Genomic DNA, 19,936 nt, shown 5'->3' with positions numbered 1-19,936 from the left:
GCGCACGGCGTGACGGCGTGCTGGCTGTCGAGCTCAGGACCGGGTTTCTGAGCGGTCGCCGGACCACTCCAGGTGGTAGGTGCCTTCTTGGTCTACTCGTTTGTAGGTGTGGGCTCCGAAGAGGTCTCGGAGGCCCTGGATCAGGGCTGCCGGCAACCGTTCGGCGCGGAGGCCGTCGTAGTAGGAGAGGGCGGCGGAGAAGCCGGGTGCGGGTACGCCGACCTGTGCTGCGGTTGCGACGACACGGCGCCAGGCTTCCTGGCCGTTGGCGACGGCTTCCTTGAAGTAGTCGTCCACCAGCAGCGAAGGCAGCGCGGGGTTCCGGTCGTACGCCTCCTTGATGCGGTCCAGGAAGCGTGCGCGGATGATGCAGCCGCCGCGCCAGATCGTCGCCATCGCGCCGAGGTCGATGTCCCAGTCGTACTGCTCGCTGGCCGCCCGGATCGCGTCGAACCCCTGCGCGTACGCCACGAGCTTCGACGAGTACAGCGCATGCCGTACGTCGTCGATGAACGCGTCCCGATCCACGTCGGCCTTCTCCGAAGCCGGCCCCGGGAGAACGCCGGCCGCCGCGGATCGTCGTACGACGTCACCGGACAGGGAACGCGCGAACACGGCCTCCGCCATGCCGCTCACCGGGATGCCCAGGTCGAGCGTGGACTGCACGGTCCAACGGCCGGTGCCCTTCTGCTCGGCCTGGTCCAGGACGATGTCCACGAACGCACCGCCGGCGGTCGGGTCGGTCTGGCTGAGTACGTCGGCGGTGATCTCGATCAGGAACGACTCGAGGTCGCCGGTGTTCCAGTCCCGGAACACATCGGCCAGCTCGGCCGGCGACAGTCCGAGGACGTGCCGGAGCAGGTCGTACGCCTCCGCGATCAGCTGCATGTCGGCGTACTCGATGCCGTTGTGCAGCATCTTCACGAAGTGGCCGGCGCCGTCCGGGCCGACATGCACGCAGCAGGGCTGGTCGCCGACCTGGGCCGCGATCTTGGTCAGCATCGGTTCCAGTGCGGCGTACGACTCGACCGAACCGCCCGGCATGATGCTCGGACCGTTCAGCGCGCCCTCTTCACCGCCGGACACACCGCTGCCGACGAAGTGCAGGCCCGACGCCTGCAGTGCGTCCTGCCGGCGTCGGGTGTCGAGGAAGTGCGCGTTGCCGGCGTCGACGACGATGTCGCCCTCGTCCAGCAGCGGGACGAGTTCGTCGATGACCGCGTCGGTGGCCGGACCGGCCTGGACCATGATGATGATCTTGCGCGGCCGCTCCAGCGACGCGACCAGCGCGGGCAGGTCGTCCGCGGGCACGAACTCGCCCTCGTGACCGAACTCCTGGATCAGGGCGTCGGTGCGGCCCTTCGACCGGTTGTGGACGGCGACGCGGAACCCGTTGCGCGCGAGGTTCCGGGCCAGGTTGCGGCCCATCACGGCGAGGCCGGTGACGGCGATCTGGGCTGGAGCAGAACTCATCGAATCTCCCGCTGGTCAAGGTGTGTGCGGACCCAGTCTGGCGCGCCCGGCAAGGCTCGTCGTCGGCGGGCCCGAACGGTGGACGGGGCAATTCGACGTGGCCGAGCCCTTCTCAACCGCTGTGCATCGATGGTAGACATCTGAGAAATCGATTTCCGACACCTCGCCGGAAGGCCGCCCATGTTCCGTCGTGTTGCCGCGCTCGCTGTCAGCGCCTTGCTCGCTCTCTCCGCCGTGAACGCCTCGACGGCATCAGGTACGACGTACGCCGGGAACGACAACGGACCGGTCGGCTGGCAGGTGTACCGCAACCTGGACCGGCTGCCCGAGCTGCAGACCGGTGTCCGGACCAAACAGTTCTCCAGCTTCGGCCGGGACGGCACCAACAACGATGGCTTCGACGGCAAGTACTCCTGTCTGCGCACCACCTCGGACGGCTGCGTGATCGCGGAGGACAGCGGCCCTGGTGAGGTCGCGTCGATCTGGTTCACCCGCGACGAGGGCAACGTCAGCAAGACCGGCACGATCACTGTCGAGCTCGACGGCAAGCAGGTCCTGCACGCATCGCTGCAGGACGTGGTCGACGGCAAGCTGGGCGCGCCGTTCACGTTCCCGCTGGTGGCGAACGGGGTCGAGACCAGCGGCGGCGTCTACATCCGGGTGCCGATGCCGTACCGCTCCTCGATGCGGATCACCACCCAGACCAACCCGTTCTTCTACCACGTCGACTACCGCCAGTTCCCTGACGCGAACGGCATCAGCACGTTCGACCCGAAAGACAAGGCCGAGGATGTCGTCGCCCTGCTGAAGGCGGCCGGCACCAAGGACCCCAAGCCGGTCCAGCCGAACAGCAAGACCTCCGCAACCCCGGTGAAGCTTGCCCCCGGCAAGCGAATCACGCTGGCCGACAACCGCGGCCCGGGTGAGGTCAGCGCGCTCCGGCTCAAACTGCCCGAGATCGAGGGACTGGATCTGCAGTCGTTCGCGGACGACGGTCGTGCGTTCGTCGGCGGCAGCAAGTTCACGATGAAGATCGATCCCGCGAACAGCGGTGTGAAGCTGATCCGCCGGATGGATCTGCGGATCGGCAACCAGCGCGCGAAGGTGCTCGTCGACGGCGTCGAGGCGGCCGAATGGGCGCCGCTGAAGGCCGAGGGTGCGCAGTGGAAGGATCAAACCGTCGACCTGCCGGCCGAACTTACTGCCGGTAAGTCCGAGATCACCATCACCAACCAGTTCATCTCGTCCGACCTCGACTTCAACGAGTTCACCTACTGGGCCGACTCGACCGTCGGCGGTACGGCGAAGCGCACCGACACCCTCGACGTCGGTCCGGACCACGTCGCGGACGAGAAGGCGCACGGCTACGAGATCACCCAGCAGAACTGGAGCGGTTCGCACGCGATGGCGTACGCCGCCACCGAGGAGGACGCGGCCCGGGTGAAGCCATCGGACTCGCTGCTGGCCGGCGTCCGCGTCCAGGTGACGATCGACGGCGAGAAGCGGGTCGACGCCCCGATCGGCGAGTTCTTCGGCTCAGGCCTCGGCGAGAACCCGGTCCGCTCGCTGTTCTTCGGCATGGACCCCGACGGCTGGTACTCGTCCTGGTGGCCGATGCCCTACGCCGCCCGCGCCACGGTCAGCCTGGTCAACACCTCGGCGTACCCGCTGAACGGTCAGGCCGAAGTTACTTCGAGTAAGGACGCGCGCAAGGCGGTCGACCTGGTGACCGGCAAGACCGGCTATTTCACCGCGATCTCGCAGCGCGGCGAGACCACCCAGGGCAGCGACTGGAACTTCGCCGACGTCACCGGCCGCGGCAAGTTCGTCGGCGTCTCCCAGACCATGGAGGGACTACTTGCCGACGGCAACACTCGCGGCTACCTCGAGGGCGACGAGCGGGTGTACGTCGACGGCGAGCGGACGCCGGCGCTCCACGGCACCGGAACCGAGGACTACTACGAGTCCGGCTGGTACTTCAACGCCGGCACCTACTCGACCCCGTTCCACGGCAACTCCGCCCACGAGGTCCGGGTCGGCTTCTGCACCAACGAGTGCGACGGCGCTTGGCGACTGCACATCACCGACTCCGTCGCCTTCCAGAACCAACTCGACTTCGGCATCGAGCACGGCCAGCAGGACGACCACCCTGCGATCTACGGATCGACTGCGTTCCTCTACAAGGCAGCCAAGTTCGGCGCTCGCGAGACCGACCGCATCGACACCGGCTCCGCGTCCAGCCTCCAGCAGCACGGGTACGCCGACACCGGCGCGCAGACGTACGACGTGAGCTCGGTGTACGAAGGCGATCACGACGACACAACCCTGACCGACCAGGTCCGCGCCACCACCCAGCCGATCCGCTTCAGCGTCAAGACCGACCCGGTCAACCGCGGCGTGACGCTGCGCCGGACCAGCGATCAGAACGTCGCGGGTCAGTCGGCCCAGGTGTTCGTCAACGGCAAGGTCGCCGGCACCTGGTTGCAGCCGCTCGGCAACGACCACCAACGCTGGCTGGACGACAACTTCCAGCTGCCCACGGCACTCACCTTCGGCCGGACCAAGCTCGACATCGAACTGAAGCCCGCCGGCCCGAGCTGGACCGCATCGTCGTACGTCGTCCAATCGCTGGTCCTCCCGTACGACGACAAGCGCGGCCCGGCGCAGGCGACAGGACTCGCCGCCACCGGCCGGGCCGACAACGCGATCAGCCTGACCTGGTCGGACACGAGTGACGACAGTGGGATCGCGCACTACAACATCTACGGCGCGAAGGCGGGAGCTGCCGAGAAGCTGATCGGCACCAGCCCGCTGCCCGGGTTCGTGCACCGCAACCTCGGGCTGAACGAGACCTGGTCCTACCGGGTCGCGGCGGTCGACCTCGCGGGTCACGTGAGCGGCAAGTCCGCCGCCGCGCAAGGATCCACAGGCAACACGATGCGACTCGAGGCCGAGTCGATGCTGCCGCCGGTCTCGTCGACAGTGCCGGTCGACCCGCAGGGCAACTGCTGCGGCGTGAGCTGGTCGGGCGGATCACAGGCCTGGATCCACGCCACCAAGGCCGGTGACAAGGTCGTGCTGGGCTTCACGGTCCCGACGACCGGCTCCTACAAGCTCTCGACAGTGCTGACCAAGGCGGGCGACTACGGCATCGCCGACGTACAGGTCGACGCAGCAGCGGCCGTCAGCTTCGACGGCTACTCCGCCGCCGGAGTCAGCACGCAGCAGCTCGACCTGGGCAGCGCGCAACTTACTGCCGGTAACCACCAACTCGTCATCACTTTGACCGGCAAGAACCCGGCCGCCACCGGGTTCCTCGTCGGAGTCGACCTGCTCGACCTGGAGCTCAACTCATGATCCGCAAAGTCCTCGCCGCGCTGATCGGCGCGACTGTCCTCGCCGTACCGCTGCAGGCCGCCGCGTCACCCGAGCGTGTACGAATCACGCCGTACGTGAAGGTCGACAAGGTCGTAGCGGCCGGCCAATTCGCCAAGGTCTACGACCCGAGCGTCGGCGAGACAGAGCCGTGGTACTACAACGACCACACCCTGGTGCAGGACCGCTCGACCGGCACCTGGCACGTCTACGCGATCACACACGCAGAGCCGGCCAACCCGCTCGACGAGAAGAGCTTCGGCCACGCGACAGCACCGACGCCGAACGGCCCGTGGACGAAGCAACCGCCGGCACTGATCGCCGACCCGGCCGCAGGCGAGAGCCACATCTGGGCGCCGTACGTCATGTACGACGCCGGCACCTACTACATGTTCTACGCCGCCGGTACGCCGGACCACACGGCGTACCGGATGCATCTGGCGACGTCGACCGATCTCGTGCACTGGACCCGCGATGCGGCCAACCCGCTGTTCACCGACGGCTTCGACGGGCGTGACCCGATGGTCCGCAAGGTCGGCGACCAGTGGGTGATGTACTACACCGCCAACTCGACGCCGGCCGGCGGGAACCACATCGTTGCCTACCGCACCAGTACCGACCTCAAGCACTGGAGCGACCGCCAGACAGCGTTCCTGCATCCGTCGACCGGGACGTTCGGTGGCCCGACCGAGTCGCCGTTCGTCGTGCAACGCGGAACGGATTGGTACCTGTTCGTCTGCTGCGACGGTGGCTACGAGTCGACAAAGGTCTACCAGAGCAAGGATCCGCTGCACTTCAGCATCGATCAGCTCGCCGGGACGATCCCCGCACACGCGGCTGAGGTCGTGCAGGACGGCCAGGACTGGTACGTCACCGGAGCCGGCTGGGGGAAGGGCGGCCTGTTCATCGCACCGCTCGACTTCGCCAAACTGCAGGTGACGAAGGGCCGCGTGGTGACCACCAACCACTACCGAGCGACCATCGAGACCAGTCCCCGAGCAGCACTCACCAGTCTGGACGTCGACCCAGCCGGTCACCGAAACTACCGCCCTGCGCTCGACTCGACCGGACGCTCAACAGCGCCGTACCTCGCGGTCGGGAACTTCGGCGCCACCGACCTCAGCGGCCCAGCCGCCCACATAGATGCGCGCCGCTCGTCGTTGACCCTCCGCGGCATCTCCTTCGGCGATGAGCCCGTCGCCGCGGACTGGACGTTCGACTTCGGCCCGACCACGTTCGACACGCGCCTCGCCTGGACGGTGAAGGCACCAATGAACGCACCCGTCTGGGAGGTCGCGCTGAACGTCGACTCCGCGCTGCCCGACCAAGGTGACCCCGGCGGCTTCGGACGCGACGGCGACGTCGCGGGCCTGCCCCAATGGTCGATGGCGACAGGCCCCGGCCTCAGCGTGGTGACGGCGTACCGGCCGGGCTCGGCCTGGTCCGAGGACAACCACTGGTACGACCCGTCGAACGGCGCAGTCGCCTGGCAGCCACTTTGGCAACCGGGTGGACGCGCGCTCCCACCAGGCAAGTACGACGGCGGTCGCTGGCGACTCGGCTTCTCCGGCACCGAGCGGGACGTGGCCTTCGCGGATTCCCTGGCCGCTAGTGTCGGTATGTGACCACGCTCAGTCTGGATCCCCGCAGTACTGCCCTCGTCCTCATCGACCTGATGCCGCGGATCATCGCGCTCGACACGGCACCGCTGGCCGGACCGATGGTGCTCGAGCGATGCGTGGCGCTGGCGAAGGCGACGCGGTCGGTCGGCGGGCTGGTCGTCAACGTGCGGGTCGAGCGGCCGGGACTGGATGCACAGCCGGAAGGGAGTGAGCTCGCACCAGAACTCGCCCCGCAGCCCGGCGATCTGGAGATCGTGAAGCGGACGATCGGAGCCTTCGGCCGGACGAGCCTGGACAACGAACTGCAGGCGCGCGGGATCGACACTGTGGTGCTGGCCGGGATCGCGACGAACTTCGGCGTCGAGTCCACCGGCCGGGCCGCGGACGATCTCGGCTACAACACCGTCTATCTCACCGACGCGATGACCGGCCTCGACCAGCAGGCGCACGAGTTCGCGGTGTCCTACGTGTTCCCGCGCCTGGGCACGGTCTGCACCGGGACCGAGTACGTCGCAGCCCTCAGCCCGGCCTAGGACCCTGCGTTACGACCTCTGCTCGGCGGCTCCTGGCAGGGCGCCGTACATCGCGGCGCGACGGTGCACCTACGCGAACAGCCCTGCGTTCTCACCGACCCAGTCCTGCAACGTGCGCGGCGCCCGCCCAGTCACCGTCTGGACCGTGTCGTTGACCGTCGTCTCGTCGACCGTCCCGTCCCCGAAGAACCCTTCGATCGCCTCGGCGTACGGCGCCGGCATCGAGGCCTGCAGGTCCTCGTGCGTCTCCGCCCGGCTCATCGGGTACGCCGTCAACCCCCGGCCGATTGCCTCCGCCAAGATCTCCACCTGCTGCGGAGGCGTGAGCGCGATCGGACCCGTGAGGCGCAGGATGGCGCCGGCCCGGTCGTCCTCAGTGAACGCACGCACGGCCACATCCCCGATGTCTCGCGGATGGATCGTCGCGATCGGCACATCGGGGAACTGAACCCGCACCACGTCACCCGCGCGGATTTGATCAAGCCAACGGAGCGTGTTGGACATGAACGAGTTCGGCCGCAGGAACGTCCACTCCAGCCCGGATGCCTTCACCGCCTCCTCGGCCGCCTGGTGATACGCGGCGATCGCGTTCGACGTATCGCTCGCGGCCAGCGAACTGCTCGACAGCAGCACGACCTTCCGCACTCCCGCCCGGACCGCGTTCGCGAGCAGTTCCTCGGCCCGGTCGTAACCGCTGAGCAGGAAAATCCCCGTCACCCCGTCGAGTGCGAACGAGTCCGGCTTGTTCAGATCGCCGTACACGGGCTCGATCCCGCCCGGCAGGGGTGTGTCGGACCGGATCAGCGCCCGGCCCGCGATCCCCGCACTTGCCAGCGACTGCACCACCGCACCACCCGCGTTGCCGCTCGCGCCGGTCACCAGGACTGTCATGCACACCACCCCTTCGGCTCGAGGCGCCAGCCTGTCACATGAACCGGATCACCCCCTGATCCGTACTGCAGGGCAAGGAAAGGGGACCAGGATGAGCGGCACCGACCTCGCATGCAGCACCGGGCTGACCGAGAACAGCCTGTATCGGTACGACGACTGGCTGCTGCGGGCGGCCGCCATTCGGGACGGTGATCACGTCCTCGACATCGGTTGCGGAACCGGCGGTACGACGCGCGCCGCCGCCTGGCTCGCGGGCTCCGGCGCGGCCGTTGGGGTGGACCTCTCGGAACAGACGCTGGCGGAGGCGACTCGTCGTGCGGAGGAGACCGGCGCTGTCACCGCGACCTTCGTGCCGGCCGACGCCCAGGTGCACGCCTTCGAGACCGAAACCTTTGATGTCCTCCTCAGCCGCACCGGCTGCACGGACTTCACCGACCCGATCGCGGCCTTCACCAATCTCGCGCGGGCGCTGCGTCCGGGTGGGCGCGTCGCGCTCCTGGTCTGGCAAGCACCCAGCCGGAACCCGTGGTACGCCGAACTCACCACCGGCGCCACGCCGTCGCTCGACGTACCCGGTGCGTTCGCGTTCGCCGACCCGGCGCGGGTAGCGCACATCCTCACCAGCGCGGGCTTCCACACGCCCGAATGCGAGTCCCTGCAGGAACTCATCCAGGTCGGTCCGGGCGTCGACTACCGGTCGGCTGCCTGGCTGGTCACCACCCGCAAGCCCGCATAGCCTCGACCGCTGCCTGGAGTTCGGTCTGCGCGTCGTCCGCGTGATAGATGCGTTCGTCCGGCTCGATGTTCTCGAGGAATCGCTGGTACATGACCGCGCCGACCAGGCGTCCGAGCACCGTCATCGGCTGCAGTGCCCGGAACGGTTCGCTGTCCAGGATCCGGCGCTTCCAGGCCGCCGACCAGACCTCGACCGCGTGATCACCCTTTGCCTGCGGCATCCATCCGCGGAGCCGCTGGATGTCGGTGGCCGGATGGCCGACGAAGCTGTCCGCCCAGTCGACGATCGCCCGGTTGGTGCCGTCCGAACGCCAGTTGCCCGGATGGAAGTCGCCGTGTACGAGCGTGATCGGCAGACCAGACGCGTCCAGTTCGGACAGGATGCCGGGCAGCTTCGCCACCAGCTCCTCAACGGCGAGTGCATCGTCGCCGGGCAGCGCGACGATGGTCAGCAGCCGGGACACTTCATCCACCAGGTGCTCCGGCCGCAGGGCAACCGTCTTCGTCTCCACGTGATCAGTGTCGTCTGACCCGGTGCCAAGTACGTGCACCGGATTTGATCACAACACCGTTGCCCAGGTCGACGGTCTCCGTCGGGTCGTCTGCCCGGGTGCCGTCGATGGTGACAGCGCCCTGCCGGATCAGCCGGCGGAGCTCGGAGTTGCTGTCGCCGGGCCGGACCGCGCGGAGGAGATCGAGCGCAGTCCTCACGGTCCGGTCGACCACGATCTCCGGAATGTCCTCTGGCTGATTGCGGTCAGAGAACGTGCGCCGGAACGACTCCAGTTCGGCCTTCGCCGTACCCGCACCGTGGTTGCGCGTCACCACGGCAGCGGCCAGGCGGAGCTTGGCGTCGCGAGCCTGTGGACCACCGTGCGCGGCCGCGGCGCCGACTGCAGCGACGGTGTCCAGAGGGAGTTCGGTGTAGACGCGGGCGTACGGCTCGACCAGGTCGTCCGGGATGCTCATCAGCTTGCCGAACTTCTCCCGCGGCGGGTCCGTCAGCCCGACGTAGTTGTTCAGCGACTTCGACTGCTTCGCCCGTCCGTCGAGGCCCGGCGTGATCGTGGTCGTGATCACGACCTGCGGTGGCGCGCCCAAGCGCTGCTGGAAGTGCCGCCCGAGCTGCTCGTTGAACAGCTGGTCCGTGCCGACGATGGTCAGATCGCTCTGCATCGCGAAACTGTCGTAGCCCTGCAGCACCGGGTACACCAGTTCATGCACCGCGATCTCCCGCCCGGCAGCCACCCGCTCCCGGAACATGTCCCGCGCGATCAGCTGTGCATGCGTGACCTGCGCGAACAGACCGAGCAGCTCCGCGACCTGCATCCCGTCGTACCACTCGGAGTTCCGCCGTACCTCGAACACCGCGGGATCCGTGCGCAGCACCAGCGACACCTGCTCCAGGAACGACGTTGCGTTCGCGTCGATCTCCTCCGGCGTCAGCACCGGCCTGGTCTCGGACCGGCCGGTCGGGTCGCCGACGCGAGTGGTCAGGTCGCCGAGCAGGAACACGACCTGGTGGCCGAGGTCCTGCAGTTGCCGCATCATCCACAGGTTGACCGCGTGGCCGAGATGCAGATCCGGCGCGGTGCAGTCGACGCCGTACTTGATCCGCAACGGCCGCCCGGCCGCCAGTCGTTCCCGCAGGTCGGCCTCGCCGACGATGGAGTCGGTGGTACGGCGTAATCGATCGATCACCGTGGTCGGGTCGTTCATGGGATCCTCTCAGCAGGTCTGGAGGCACCCTCGCCACGACAGCGCCTCCGGCAACGGAAAGAGGCAGGAACCCGGTCGGTTCCTGCCTCGGAGGCTCTGGGTGGAGCGAGTTGTGGGGACTACCGAATGCCGGCCCCTCCCAGAGCCGGTCGATATGCCACGCGTCGCTTCATCACGGCGTCAGAGTAGCACCGCCCCATTGGGCTCGCAGCCAGGTATCCGCCTACCCTCGGGGGGTGACGGAGGAGCGAGTGGTGCTGCTGGATGACGCCGGCCGGGCGATCGGGACCCAGGCCAAGGCAACGGTGCACCACTCCGCGACCCCGCTGCACCTGGCGTTCTCGAGCTACGTGGTCGACGACGCAGGCCGGGTGTTGCTGACCCAGCGCGCCCTGACCAAGCCGACCTGGCCCGGGGTCTGGACCAACAGTTGCTGTGGGCATCCACTTCCCGGTGAGCCGGTCCCGGACGCGGTACGGCGCCGGCTCGCCGACGAACTGGGGATCGTCGCGGACGGCGTCGAACTGGTGCTGCCTGAGTTCCGCTATCGCGCCGAGATGCCGACCGGCGTGGTGGAGAACGAGATCTGCCCGGTCTACCGGGTCCGTTGGTCCGGCGAGCCCACGCCCGATCCCGCGGAAGTGGCGTCGTACCGCTGGGTCGAATGGTCGGAGATGCGCGACGTACCAGGCCTGTCGCCGTGGTGCCTGCTGCAGTTGGACGAGCTCAGCGGAGCGCCAGGGGAGTGGACGGTCGGGGACCCTGAGCTTCTGCCGCCTGCCGCGCGGTCATGAGCTGAGGTCGCGGTCGAGCAAGTCCGCGTGCAGCGCAACGGCGGCCGTGCTCGCGTGCCCAGCAGCACCGATCGCGAACAGGGCGGGGACGGCCGTCGTACCGACTGCGTAAACCCCAGGGACGTTGGTCCGGCCGGAACTGTCGACGGCGACCGCGCCATCCGCCATCTCGCAGCCGAGCTCGGTCGCGAGATCACTCTGCTGATGCTGCCGGACGACCACGAACACGGCCCGCGGAAGCAACGTGTCACCACCCTTCAGCAGCACGCGTACGTCGTCATCGGACGGCTCGACGGCCTCGACTCTCTCGGTGCGAATCGTCACACCGGCCTTGTCGAGCTTGGCCAGCTGATCTCCGTTGAGTTCGTCGCCATCGGTGCACAGGACGACGTCATGGCTCCACCTGCTGAGGAGCAGCGCCCGGACAACCGAGCGATCCGGCAGACCGCGCATCCCGAGCTGTACGAGCGGCTCGTCACGCACCTCCCAACCATGGCAGTGCGGACAGGCAACAACCGACCGACCCCACGCGTCCCACACACCCGGCACATCCGGAAGCTCGTCCCGCAGCCCGGTCGCCAGTACGACGGACCGCACCTGCTCACCCTCGACGACGAAACTGTCGCCGTCAGCGGTCACGTCCTCGACCCGGGAGTCCCGTACCTCGACGTCGTACTCCCGCAGCTGCCGACGCCCGAGCGCGAGCAGTTCGCCCGGTGCGGTGTCCTCGACTCCGAGGAAGTTGTGGACGTGCTCGGCCGCCCGGTTCCGCGCCTTCCTGTCGTCGAACAGCACCACGCGGCGCCGAGCCCGTCCCAACGTCAGCGCCGCCTGCAGGCCCGCCACACTTCCACCGATCACCGCTGCGTCGATCACAGCGCCATCGTGCCGTTACATCCACAATTCGAGAAGAACTTGCTCATATATTGAGACAGTGAAATCGAGTGCGCACCAGGTCCGGGTAGGGCAAGGTGGGGCCATGGGTGAGATCGTGATCCGGCCGGTCGAGTCGGAGCAGGACTACGAGGACTGGCGAGCGGTCCGGCTCGATGTGCAGCCGTACGAGCGCTGCCCGAGTGTGGCCGAGCTGCAGAAGCTGGCGAAGCCGGGACGGCTCCTGGTGCTGGCCGTGATGGACGGCGCGGTCGTGGGCAATGGGATGTCGGATCACTCCAGCGAGGCAGGTCGTGCGGCCGTCAAGCCGCGGGTCCGCCCCGAGGCCCGGCGGCAAGGGGCCGGCACCGAGTTGCTGCGTGCGCTGACCGAGCATGCCGTTGCCGAGGGCTACCAGTTCGCGGGCTGCTCGGTCGACGACGAGGAGTCACGTGCGTTCGCCGAGCGTTTCGGTTTCACCGAGACGAACCGCCAGGTCGAGCAGCTCCGCCCGATAGGCACCGAGCGGTGGCCGGAGCAGCCGACGGCGTACCGGATCGTGACCGTGGCCGAGCGGCCCGAGCTCTGGGCGAAGGCGTACGAGCAGGTGGCGGTGCCGACTCTTCCCGACCTGGATGTGCCGGCACCGATGGACGTCTCGGCCGAGGAGTGGGAGACCGAGTGGATCAACGACCCGGCAGCGATGTTCATGGCCGTCGTCGGTGACGACGTGATCGGGGTCGCCGGGTTGATGCTCGACACGGACCAACCGGAGCGGGCCGAGGTCGCCTACACCGCCGTCCATCCGGACTGGCGCGGCAAGAGCGTCGCCGCGACCTTGAAGCGAACGAGCATGGCTTGGGCGGCCGAGCACGGGATCACCGAGATCTACACGTGGACCCAGCGCGGCAACGAGAACATGCGCCGGCTGAACGAGCACCTCGGCTTCACCTACGGCATCGTGAGCGTCGATGTTCGCGCGGAGCTACCGCTGCAGTTCGCGGAGTAGCTCGGGGCCGGGCCAGGGGTGGTGGTTGGTCTCGGCCTTGTGGATCAACTCGATCAGTTTGGCGTTGACCGGAGCTTTGCGGCCGAGGGCTTCGGCCAGGCGGACGACCTCGCCGTTCAGGTAGTCGATCTCGGTGGGGCGGCCGGCTTTGAGGTCTTCCCACATGGAGGTCCGGGCGAGCGGGTCGATCGCGAGGACCGAGCCCGCGAAGCGGGAGAACAGGAAGTCGGGCAGGCGGAGGACTGCTGGGAAGAGGCGCATCGGCACGGCCAGGATCCGGGCCGGTTCGATGCCGTGAGCAGCAAGGAGCGCGAGTGACTCGGCCTGCGCGGCGGCGAGGCAGCGGCGGTACGTGCGCTGGGACAGCTCGTCGCGCAACGGGAGATCCGACAGTGCGTTGATCGCGTTGTTGAGGTTGAGCAGGAGCTTCGACCACTGCACCGGCAGGATGTCGTCGTGCTGCTTCAACGGAAGGCCGGCCTTTGCGAAGCCCCCGACGTACGGCGCCAGACCTGAATGCTCTTGGACATCGAGCGCGCCGGCGGTGCCCTGGTGGAAGACTCCCTGGCCACGGTTCAGGACGTTGAACGGGACCATCCCGGGCACCACGACCTGGTCCGTCAGCCGCTCCCGCAGGACGTCACCATTGCGGATGCCGTTCTGGAAGCTGACCACGACAGTGCCCGGCTTGACCACACCGGCCAACTCGTCGGCTGCGGCCTCGGTCGCGGCCGACTTGACCGTCAGCAGGACCAGATCCGCCGCCCCGGCCGCCTCGGGCGAGGTCTCGTACCGAACCTCGGCAACCCGGAGATCAGCACCGAGGTAGTCGGTCAGGCGTAATCCATGGGTCGCGACCTCGGCCGCCATCCGTTCCCGCCCGACGAACGCCACGTCGGCCCCGCCCGCGAGCAGTCGTCCGCCCACGTAGCACCCGATCCCACCCGCGCCGTACACCACGATCGACACGGCACCACCGTACCGAAGGACAGGAGGTAGTCAGTGCTGACCGGCGCGGCTCCGCTTGGCCCACCCCTGAGGGGCCAACCAGCCGGCCACTACCTCCTGTCCTTCGGTACAACTAGTGGAGTCGAACCCGCGGATCCAGGAAGGCGTACGCGATGTCGACCAGGATGTTCGCGACCACCACCGCGGCGGAGGCGAACAGGACGATCCCGATGATGACCGGGAGATCCTGCTGGTTGATCGCCGTCACCGCGGTCTGCCCGAGGCCGGGCAGGCTGAACACGGTCTCGGTGACGACGACACCACCGATCAGCTGACCCAGATCGATGCCGAACTGCGTGACCACCGGAGTCAGTGCGCTGCGCAGACCGTGCCGGACGATCACCCGGCTCTCCCGGATGCCCTTCGACCGGGCAGTCCGGATGTAGTCCTCGCCGAGTACGTCGAGCATCGAGCCTCGGGTCAACCGGGTATAGGTGGCCGCAAGCAACAAAGCCAGTGCTACCCACGGCAGCAGCAGGTGCTGGAACCAGGCACCGGCGCCGGCGGTCAGTGGAGAGTATCCACCTGCCGGGAACCAGTGGAACCCGGCCAGCGTGAGCCGGAAGTACAGGAAGTACAGCAGCAGCAACCCGAGCAGGAACGACGGGAACGAGTAGAAGAACAACGAGAACAGCGTCAGCCCGCGATCGGCCAACGACCGTGGATGCACCGCGGAGATGACCCCGTTGAAGATACCCAGCAGCAACCACAGTACGGCGGCTCCGAGCGCCAGCGAGACCGTGATCGGCAGCGCCGTCCCGATGATCGTGGTCACCGGCACCTGGTGGTAGTAGTCGTACCCGAGGTTGCCGTGCAGCGCGTTCTCGACGAAGTGCAGGTACTGCTTCCACACCGGCAGGTCCAGCCCGAGCCGGTGCTTGATCAGGTCAACGGTCTCCGGCGTCGCCTGCCGGCCGGCCAGCGTCTGCGCGACGTTGCTCGGGGCAACGAAGAACAGAGCGAACACGGCCACCGTGATGAGCCAGAGGACCAGGAGTCCGTGGCCCAGCCGGCGGATCAGGAAGAGTGCCATCACTAGGTCCGATCTGCGCGGGGGTCGAAGGCGTCGCGGACCCCGTCACCGAACAGGTTGAACGCGAGCGTCGTGATCAGCAGCGCCAGGCCGGGGAAGAGGATGAACCACCAGGCGGTCGTGTAGTAGTTCTGCGAGGCGCTGATCATTCCGCCCCAGTCGGCCGTTGGCGGCGGTAGCCCGAGCCCGAGGAACGACAACGTCGCCTGGGTCACGATCACCACCGGGATCAGCAGCGTGGTGTAGACGATCACCGGCGCCAGCACGTTCGGCAGGACATCGACGAACATGATCCGCCGATCGCCGGCGCCCAGGGACCGGGCGGCCTCGACGAACTCGCGTTCGCGCAGCGACAGCACCTGCCCACGCACGATCCTGGCCACCGACGCCCAACTGAAGAACCCGATCACCAGCACGGTCACCGTCAGGCTCGGTCCGGTGACGGACACCAGCGCGATCGCCACCAGCAGGAACGGCACGGACAGTACGACGTCGATCAGCCGCGCGAGCACCGTGTCGACGACCCCGCCGAGGAACCCGGCCGCGAGCCCGAGGACGACGCCGATCGCGACGGTGATCGCGGTCGCGATGACCCCGACCAGCAGCGAGACGCGGGCGCCGTACGCGATCCGGACCAGGATGTCCCGGCCGAGGTCGTCCGTGCCGAGCCAGAACGTCCCGTTCGGCCCGCGCGGCAACCCGTCCGGGGTCAGCCCGATGTCGCGGTACTGCTCGTTCGGCGGATGCCCGGTGATCGCCGCGAACACCGGCGCGAAGATCGCCATCAGCACGATCAGCACGATCACGGCCAGCGAGATCATCGCGACCTTGTCCTTGCGCAGCCGCCGCAACGCCAGCACGAACGGACTGCGGCCCTCGATCGCCTTGGGCTCGTCGACAACGTCGACCATTTCGATGGCCGCGGTCATGATGCCTTCAGGTCCGGTACGGCGGTCGACATGTCTTCGCCGATCGTCAGCGGATGGAAGCAGGCGGTCCGGTGGTCCTGCTGGTCGTCGAGCACGGAGATCAGCGGTGGCTCACCCGCGGCGCAGTCGGCGCGCGCCTTCGGGCACCGCGTGTGGAACCTGCACCCCTCCGGCGGGTTCGTCGCGGCCGGGATGTCGCCACCGAGGATGATCTGCTCGCGGCTGTCCGCCGTGTCCGGATCCGCCACCGGCAACGCGGACAGCAGCGCCCGCGTGTAGGGGTGACGTGTCTGCCCGAACAACTCGTGCGTCGGCGCCAGTTCGACGATCTTGCCCAGGTACATCACCGCGATCCGGTCACTCACGTGCCGGACCACGGACAAGTCGTGCGAGATGAACACATAGGTCAGGTCGAACTCCTTCTGCAGATCGGCCAGCAGGTTGATGATCTGCGCCTGGATCGACACGTCCAGCGCCGACACCGGCTCGTCGCAGATCACCAGCTTCGGCCGCAGCGCCAGCGCCCGCGCGACGCCGATTCGTTGCCGCTGGCCACCGGAGAACTCGGCCGGGAACCGGTTGTAGTGCTCGGGATTCAGCCCGACCAGCTCCATCAGTTCCTGGACCTTCTTCTTGCGTTCCAGCCCGGACGCGATGCCGTGGATGGCGAACGGGTCGCCGATGATCGAGCCGACCCGGCGGCGCGGGTTCAGCGAGCCGTACGGGTCCTGGAAGATCACCTGGACCTCGCGGCGGACCGGCCGCATCGCCCGCCGCGACAGCGTGCTGATCTCCTTCCCGTCGAACCAGACCGAGCCCGAGGTCACGTCGTACAGATGGGCCATGCAGCGGGCCAGCGTCGACTTGCCGCAGCCGGTCTCGCCGACCAGCCCGAGCGTCTCGCCCTTGTGCACCTCGAGAGAGACCCCGTCGACCGCATGGACCACCTCCTTCGAATGGGTCGGGAACTCCTTACGAACGTCGTCGACTTTGAGTAGTACGTCGTTCATGACGCGATCGCCTCGCTCACGGTGTGGGGCAGCCAGCAGGCCGACTGGTGTCGTGGGTCGCCACCGACGTCGCTCAGCGGCGGCGCCTCCGTGCGGCACTTGTCGAACACGTGCGGGCAGCGGGCGGCGAACGGACATCCCGCGGGCAGGCTGATCAGACTCGGCGGACTGCCGGCGATCGGGGTCAGCCGGTCGCCGCTGCGGGCCGGCAGTGATGCCAGCAGACCTTGGGTGTACGGGTGGTGGTTGCGATAGAAGATGTCGCGGCGTGGTGCCCGTTCCATCACCGCGCCGGCGTACATGACGACCACCTCGTCGGCCATCTCCGCCACCACGCCGAGGTCGTGGGTGATCAGGATGATCGCCGTACCGAACTGCTCCTGCAGGCGGCGCATCACGTTCAGCACCTGGGCCTGCACGGTCACGTCGAGCGCGGTCGTCGGCTCGTCCGCGATCAGCAGCGCCGGGTCGAGCGCCATCGCCATCGCGATCATCACCCGCTGCCGCATCCCGCCGGAGAACTGGTGCGGGTAGTCGTCGATCCGCTCCGACGCCCGCGGGATGCCGACCAGGGTGAGCAGCTCGGCGGCCCGTTGCCGGGCCGCCTGCTTGCTGATCACGGTGTCGTGCGCCCGGATCATCTCGACGATCTGCCAGCCGATCCGGTAGTGCGGGTGCAGGCTGGACAGCGGGTCCTGGAAGATCATCCCGATCTGCGCCCCGCGCAACCTGCGCAGGGTCGACTGGTCCGCGCTGATGAGATCCGTCCCGTCGAAGAACGCCGTACCGGACACCTGGGCGCCGCGGGTCAGACCGGTGATGGTCTGGGTGGAGACGCTCTTGCCCGACCCGGACTCGCCGACCACCGCCAACGTCTGTCCGGCCTCGACGTCGAACGACAGGCCCCGGACGGCGCGGACGGTGCCGTCCGGGGTGTCGAAGGAGACCCGAAGATCTCTTACTTCAAGCAGGGCCATGAGGTTCAGCCGCCCTGCTTGTCCTGGGACAGCCAGACGTTCGCCGGGTCGAAGTTCTGCAGGGACGGAACGTAGATGGCGTTGTGCACCTGCGTGGCGTGGTAGCTCGACTGCTTGTTGTTGGTCACCGGGTAGAAGGCGGCCTGCTCCATCACCCGGGCGTCGGCCTTGGCCCACAGCTCCGCGGCGGCGTCCGTCGTCGGCGCGGCGATCGCCTGGTCGATCAGGTCGTTGGTCTGCGGGTCGTTGTAGAGACCGAAGTTGCTGCCCACCGGCGGGAACGACGGCTCACCCGAGAACAGCGGGTTGAAGAACGACAGCGCCGCGTTGCCGTACCAGTCCGCGCCCCAGCTGGCCAGGGACAGGTCCCAGACCCCGCGCTTGGCCACGTCCGGCACCTGCAGGTACTTCACGTAGAAGTCCGCGTTCGGCGACGGTACGCCGGTCACCGTGATGCCGGCCTTGGTCAGGTCCTGCTGGATCGTCTGGAACGTCTTGCTGCTGCCCTCGCTCGCGTTGCGGTAGAGGAACTTCAGCGTGAGGTTCGGGTAGCCGGCCTCGGCGAGCAACTGCTTGGCCTTGTCCGGGTTGTACGGATAGGGGTCGTTCGGCTTCGATCCGAGGATCACGTCCGGCAGGACATGGGTGAGCGGCGGGTTCAGCGTCTTGCCGCCGAGCACCTGGATGATGTGGTCCCGGTTGATCGCGTAGCTGATCGCCTGCCGCACCTTCGGGTTCGCCAGCGCCTTGTTGTTGTTCGGCGAGGCGGTGTTGTAGACGACGTACGGGTTCGTGCTCGCGGTGTCGCCGATGTTGAGATTCGGGTCCTTCTTCGCCTGCAGGCCGGCCAGTTGCGACGGCGGCGGTGCGACGTCCCATTCCATGTCGGCGGTCGGCGTACCGGTCTGCAGCTGTTGCTGGACCGAGTCCTGGGTGACGGTCTCGTTCACCACGATCTTGTCGACGTACGCCTTGCGGACCGGGTCACTGGCCGGGTCCCAGGCCGGGTTGCGGGAGAAGTTGATCGACTTGGTCGGCACCCACGAGTCGATCTTGTACGGCCCGTCGGACGGGAAGTGGTTGCCCAGCTCCGTGCTGGCCGGCAGGTAGTTCAGCGACTCGATCGGAGCCGGCGAGAAGGCGGACAGCGTCAGCATGTCGACGAAGTACGTCGCCTTCTGGGTCAGGTGGAAGACGACGGTCGCGTCGTCCTTGGCCTCCACCCCGGGCAGCGGGGTCTTCTCGATGTAGTCCTTCAGGCCCGCGACCGTCTTCGGGGCCTTGGCGAACCCGTCGGCGAACGCCTTGTACCCGACGAGCAGGTTGGCGAAGTCCGGGATGCCGCCGAAAGGCTGGACCGGGTTCGCGGTGCGCTTCACGCCGCGGACCACGTCGGCCGCCGTCACCTGGCGGGCGGGGGAGGTACCCCACTTCGCTCCCGGGCGGATCTTGATCGTGTACGTCTTGCCGTCGGCGCTCAGCCCGCCGTTCGCGGTGGTCGGGGTGTCCATGGCCAGGTCCGCGACCGGCGAGGTGTTCTTGCCCCCCGGTTCGGCCGGGTACGTGAACAACTGCCGGCTCCACAGCCGCAGACCCAGGTAGCCGACCGAGTAGTAGCTGATGTTGGGATCCATGTAGTCGACGTCGCCGGCCCCGAGCATGTTCAGGGTTCCGCCCTTCACGGGAGTGGCGCTGTCACCTCCGGATCCGGTTGGTGTCGTGCCACCGTTACTGCATGCGGCGAGCGCGACGAGCGCCGCCACGGCGGCAAGGGATACTGCCGCCAGCCGTCTTCTGGCCATTGGTCCTCCTCCGGGACTCGATAGCGCCGAAATTAGGACCCTTCCGCGCGCCGTCCGCCCGGGTCACCGAAGCGTCAAGAGGTTGTCACCTTCGGCCCGGCGCGAACATGACGGATTCATGACAGCCGTAACCGCCGCCCGCTCCGGTGGTGC

17 protein-coding genes are annotated in these 19,936 nt (G+C 67.8%); 6 read left to right on the top strand and 11 right to left on the bottom strand.

The window, feature by feature from the left end; genetic code table 11:
* Positions 1-33: 33 nt before the first annotated feature.
* On the bottom strand, positions 34-1,473 hold the full coding sequence (gene gndA, locus E0H75_RS32110) for an NADP-dependent phosphogluconate dehydrogenase (protein WP_131517453.1): 1,440 nt from the start codon (positions 1,471-1,473) through the stop codon (positions 34-36).
* A gap of 180 nt (positions 1,474-1,653) precedes the next feature.
* On the opposite strand from gndA, the gene E0H75_RS32105 reads away from it, so the two are divergent.
* From E0H75_RS32105 to E0H75_RS32095, 3 genes are read left to right on the top strand one after another with little or no spacing between them, the layout of a single operon-like run.
* Positions 1,654-4,830 carry a DUF2961 domain-containing protein gene (locus E0H75_RS32105; RefSeq protein WP_131517452.1) on the top strand — a complete coding sequence of 1,059 codons (3,177 nt, stop codon included), beginning with the start codon at positions 1,654-1,656 and terminating at the stop codon, positions 4,828-4,830.
* On the top strand, positions 4,827-6,473 hold the full coding sequence (locus tag E0H75_RS32100) for a family 43 glycosylhydrolase (RefSeq protein ID WP_131517451.1): 1,647 nt from the start codon (positions 4,827-4,829) through the stop codon (positions 6,471-6,473). Before E0H75_RS32105 ends, E0H75_RS32100 begins: the two co-directional genes overlap by 4 nt.
* A complete protein-coding gene (locus E0H75_RS32095; protein WP_238163379.1) occupies positions 6,470-7,003 on the top strand; it encodes an isochorismatase family protein in 534 nt (177 codons plus the stop codon). The genes E0H75_RS32100 and E0H75_RS32095 overlap by 4 nt, the downstream gene beginning before the upstream one ends.
* A 69-nt stretch (positions 7,004-7,072) precedes the next feature.
* On the opposite strand, the gene E0H75_RS32090 is transcribed toward E0H75_RS32095, so the two are convergent.
* A complete protein-coding gene (locus E0H75_RS32090; RefSeq protein WP_131517450.1) occupies positions 7,073-7,894 on the bottom strand; it encodes an NAD(P)H-binding protein in 822 nt (273 codons plus the stop codon).
* Positions 7,895-7,985: 91 nt separating this feature from the next.
* On the opposite strand from E0H75_RS32090, the gene E0H75_RS32085 reads away from it, so the two are divergent.
* Complete coding sequence (locus tag E0H75_RS32085) at positions 7,986-8,630, top strand: class I SAM-dependent methyltransferase (protein ID WP_165554172.1); 645 nt, start codon at positions 7,986-7,988, stop codon at positions 8,628-8,630.
* Here E0H75_RS32085 and E0H75_RS32080 read toward each other — a convergent pair.
* Together E0H75_RS32080 and tyrS are read right to left on the bottom strand one after the other, a co-directional pair.
* A complete protein-coding gene (locus E0H75_RS32080; protein ID WP_165554170.1) occupies positions 8,608-9,141 on the bottom strand; it encodes a phosphotransferase family protein in 534 nt (177 codons plus the stop codon). The genes E0H75_RS32085 and E0H75_RS32080 overlap by 23 nt on opposite strands.
* Before the next feature lie 4 nt (positions 9,142-9,145).
* A complete protein-coding gene (gene tyrS / locus E0H75_RS32075; RefSeq protein ID WP_131517447.1) occupies positions 9,146-10,348 on the bottom strand; it encodes a tyrosine--tRNA ligase in 1,203 nt (400 codons plus the stop codon).
* A gap of 236 nt (positions 10,349-10,584) precedes the next feature.
* Between tyrS and idi the strand changes: the two genes are divergently transcribed.
* On the top strand, positions 10,585-11,142 hold the full coding sequence (gene idi, locus E0H75_RS32070) for an isopentenyl-diphosphate Delta-isomerase (RefSeq protein ID WP_131517446.1): 558 nt from the start codon (positions 10,585-10,587) through the stop codon (positions 11,140-11,142).
* Here idi and E0H75_RS32065 read toward each other — a convergent pair.
* On the bottom strand, positions 11,137-12,018 hold the full coding sequence (locus E0H75_RS32065; RefSeq protein ID WP_131517445.1) for an NAD(P)/FAD-dependent oxidoreductase: 882 nt from the start codon (positions 12,016-12,018) through the stop codon (positions 11,137-11,139). The genes idi and E0H75_RS32065 overlap by 6 nt on opposite strands.
* Positions 12,019-12,121: 103 nt before the next feature.
* Here E0H75_RS32065 and E0H75_RS32060 point away from each other — a divergent pair, with 103 nt between their 5' ends.
* Positions 12,122-13,024 carry a GNAT family N-acetyltransferase gene (locus tag E0H75_RS32060; RefSeq protein WP_131517444.1) on the top strand — a complete coding sequence of 301 codons (903 nt, stop codon included), beginning with the start codon at positions 12,122-12,124 and terminating at the stop codon, positions 13,022-13,024.
* Here E0H75_RS32060 and E0H75_RS32055 read toward each other — a convergent pair.
* From E0H75_RS32055 to E0H75_RS32030, 6 genes are all read right to left on the bottom strand, one after another.
* Positions 13,001-13,993, bottom strand: coding sequence for a 2-dehydropantoate 2-reductase (locus E0H75_RS32055; RefSeq protein WP_131517443.1), 993 nt, complete (start codon positions 13,991-13,993; stop codon positions 13,001-13,003). The two genes, E0H75_RS32060 and E0H75_RS32055, sit on opposite strands and share 24 nt — an antisense overlap.
* Before the next feature lie 112 nt (positions 13,994-14,105).
* Entirely contained in the window at positions 14,106-15,065 is a 960-nt protein-coding gene (locus tag E0H75_RS32050) for an ABC transporter permease (RefSeq protein WP_131517442.1), read from the bottom strand.
* A 2-nt stretch (positions 15,066-15,067) separates the two neighbouring features.
* Positions 15,068-15,994, bottom strand: a complete 927-nt coding sequence (locus E0H75_RS32045; protein ID WP_131361844.1) for an ABC transporter permease — start codon at positions 15,992-15,994, stop codon at positions 15,068-15,070.
* Entirely contained in the window at positions 15,991-17,004 is a 1,014-nt protein-coding gene (locus E0H75_RS32040) for an ABC transporter ATP-binding protein (protein WP_131517441.1), read from the bottom strand. The genes E0H75_RS32045 and E0H75_RS32040 overlap by 4 nt, the downstream gene beginning before the upstream one ends.
* The gene (locus tag E0H75_RS32035; protein WP_131517440.1) at positions 17,001-17,981 is read right to left on the bottom strand and encodes an ABC transporter ATP-binding protein; all 981 of its coding nucleotides are present in this window, start codon (positions 17,979-17,981) and stop codon (positions 17,001-17,003) included. Before E0H75_RS32035 ends, E0H75_RS32040 begins: the two co-directional genes overlap by 4 nt.
* A gap of 5 nt (positions 17,982-17,986) precedes the next feature.
* Positions 17,987-19,783, bottom strand: coding sequence for an ABC transporter substrate-binding protein (locus E0H75_RS32030; RefSeq protein ID WP_131517439.1), 1,797 nt, complete (start codon positions 19,781-19,783; stop codon positions 17,987-17,989).
* Positions 19,784-19,936 lie beyond the last annotated feature (153 nt).

The organism is Kribbella capetownensis, from assembly GCF_004331485.1.
Lineage (GTDB): Bacteria > Actinomycetota > Actinomycetes > Propionibacteriales > Kribbellaceae > Kribbella > Kribbella capetownensis.
The sequence above is the reverse complement of the archived record's forward strand: the minus strand, read 5'-3'. Positions and strand labels throughout refer to the sequence as shown.

Excerpts from the sequence above, each read along its gene's own strand:
- E0H75_RS32040 (WP_131517441.1), bottom strand. The coding sequence starts at position 17,004 with ATGAACGACGTACTACTCAAAGTCGACGACGTTCGTAAGGAGTTCCCG.
- E0H75_RS32100 (WP_131517451.1), top strand. The coding sequence starts at position 4,827 with ATGATCCGCAAAGTCCTCGCCGCGCTGATCGGCGCGACTGTCCTCGCC.
- E0H75_RS32105 (WP_131517452.1), top strand. The coding sequence starts at position 1,654 with ATGTTCCGTCGTGTTGCCGCGCTCGCTGTCAGCGCCTTGCTCGCTCTC.
- tyrS (WP_131517447.1), bottom strand. The coding sequence starts at position 10,348 with ATGAACGACCCGACCACGGTGATCGATCGATTACGCCGTACCACCGAC.
- E0H75_RS32035 (WP_131517440.1), bottom strand. The coding sequence starts at position 17,981 with ATGGCCCTGCTTGAAGTAAGAGATCTTCGGGTCTCCTTCGACACCCCG.
- E0H75_RS32085 (WP_165554172.1), top strand. The coding sequence starts at position 7,986 with ATGAGCGGCACCGACCTCGCATGCAGCACCGGGCTGACCGAGAACAGC.
- E0H75_RS32060 (WP_131517444.1), top strand. The coding sequence starts at position 12,122 with ATGGGTGAGATCGTGATCCGGCCGGTCGAGTCGGAGCAGGACTACGAG.
- E0H75_RS32030 (WP_131517439.1), bottom strand. The coding sequence starts at position 19,783 with ATGGCCAGAAGACGGCTGGCGGCAGTATCCCTTGCCGCCGTGGCGGCG.
- E0H75_RS32050 (WP_131517442.1), bottom strand. The coding sequence starts at position 15,065 with ATGGCACTCTTCCTGATCCGCCGGCTGGGCCACGGACTCCTGGTCCTC.
- E0H75_RS32090 (WP_131517450.1), bottom strand. The coding sequence starts at position 7,894 with ATGACAGTCCTGGTGACCGGCGCGAGCGGCAACGCGGGTGGTGCGGTG.
- E0H75_RS32045 (WP_131361844.1), bottom strand. The coding sequence starts at position 15,994 with ATGACCGCGGCCATCGAAATGGTCGACGTTGTCGACGAGCCCAAGGCG.
- gndA (WP_131517453.1), bottom strand. The coding sequence starts at position 1,473 with ATGAGTTCTGCTCCAGCCCAGATCGCCGTCACCGGCCTCGCCGTGATG.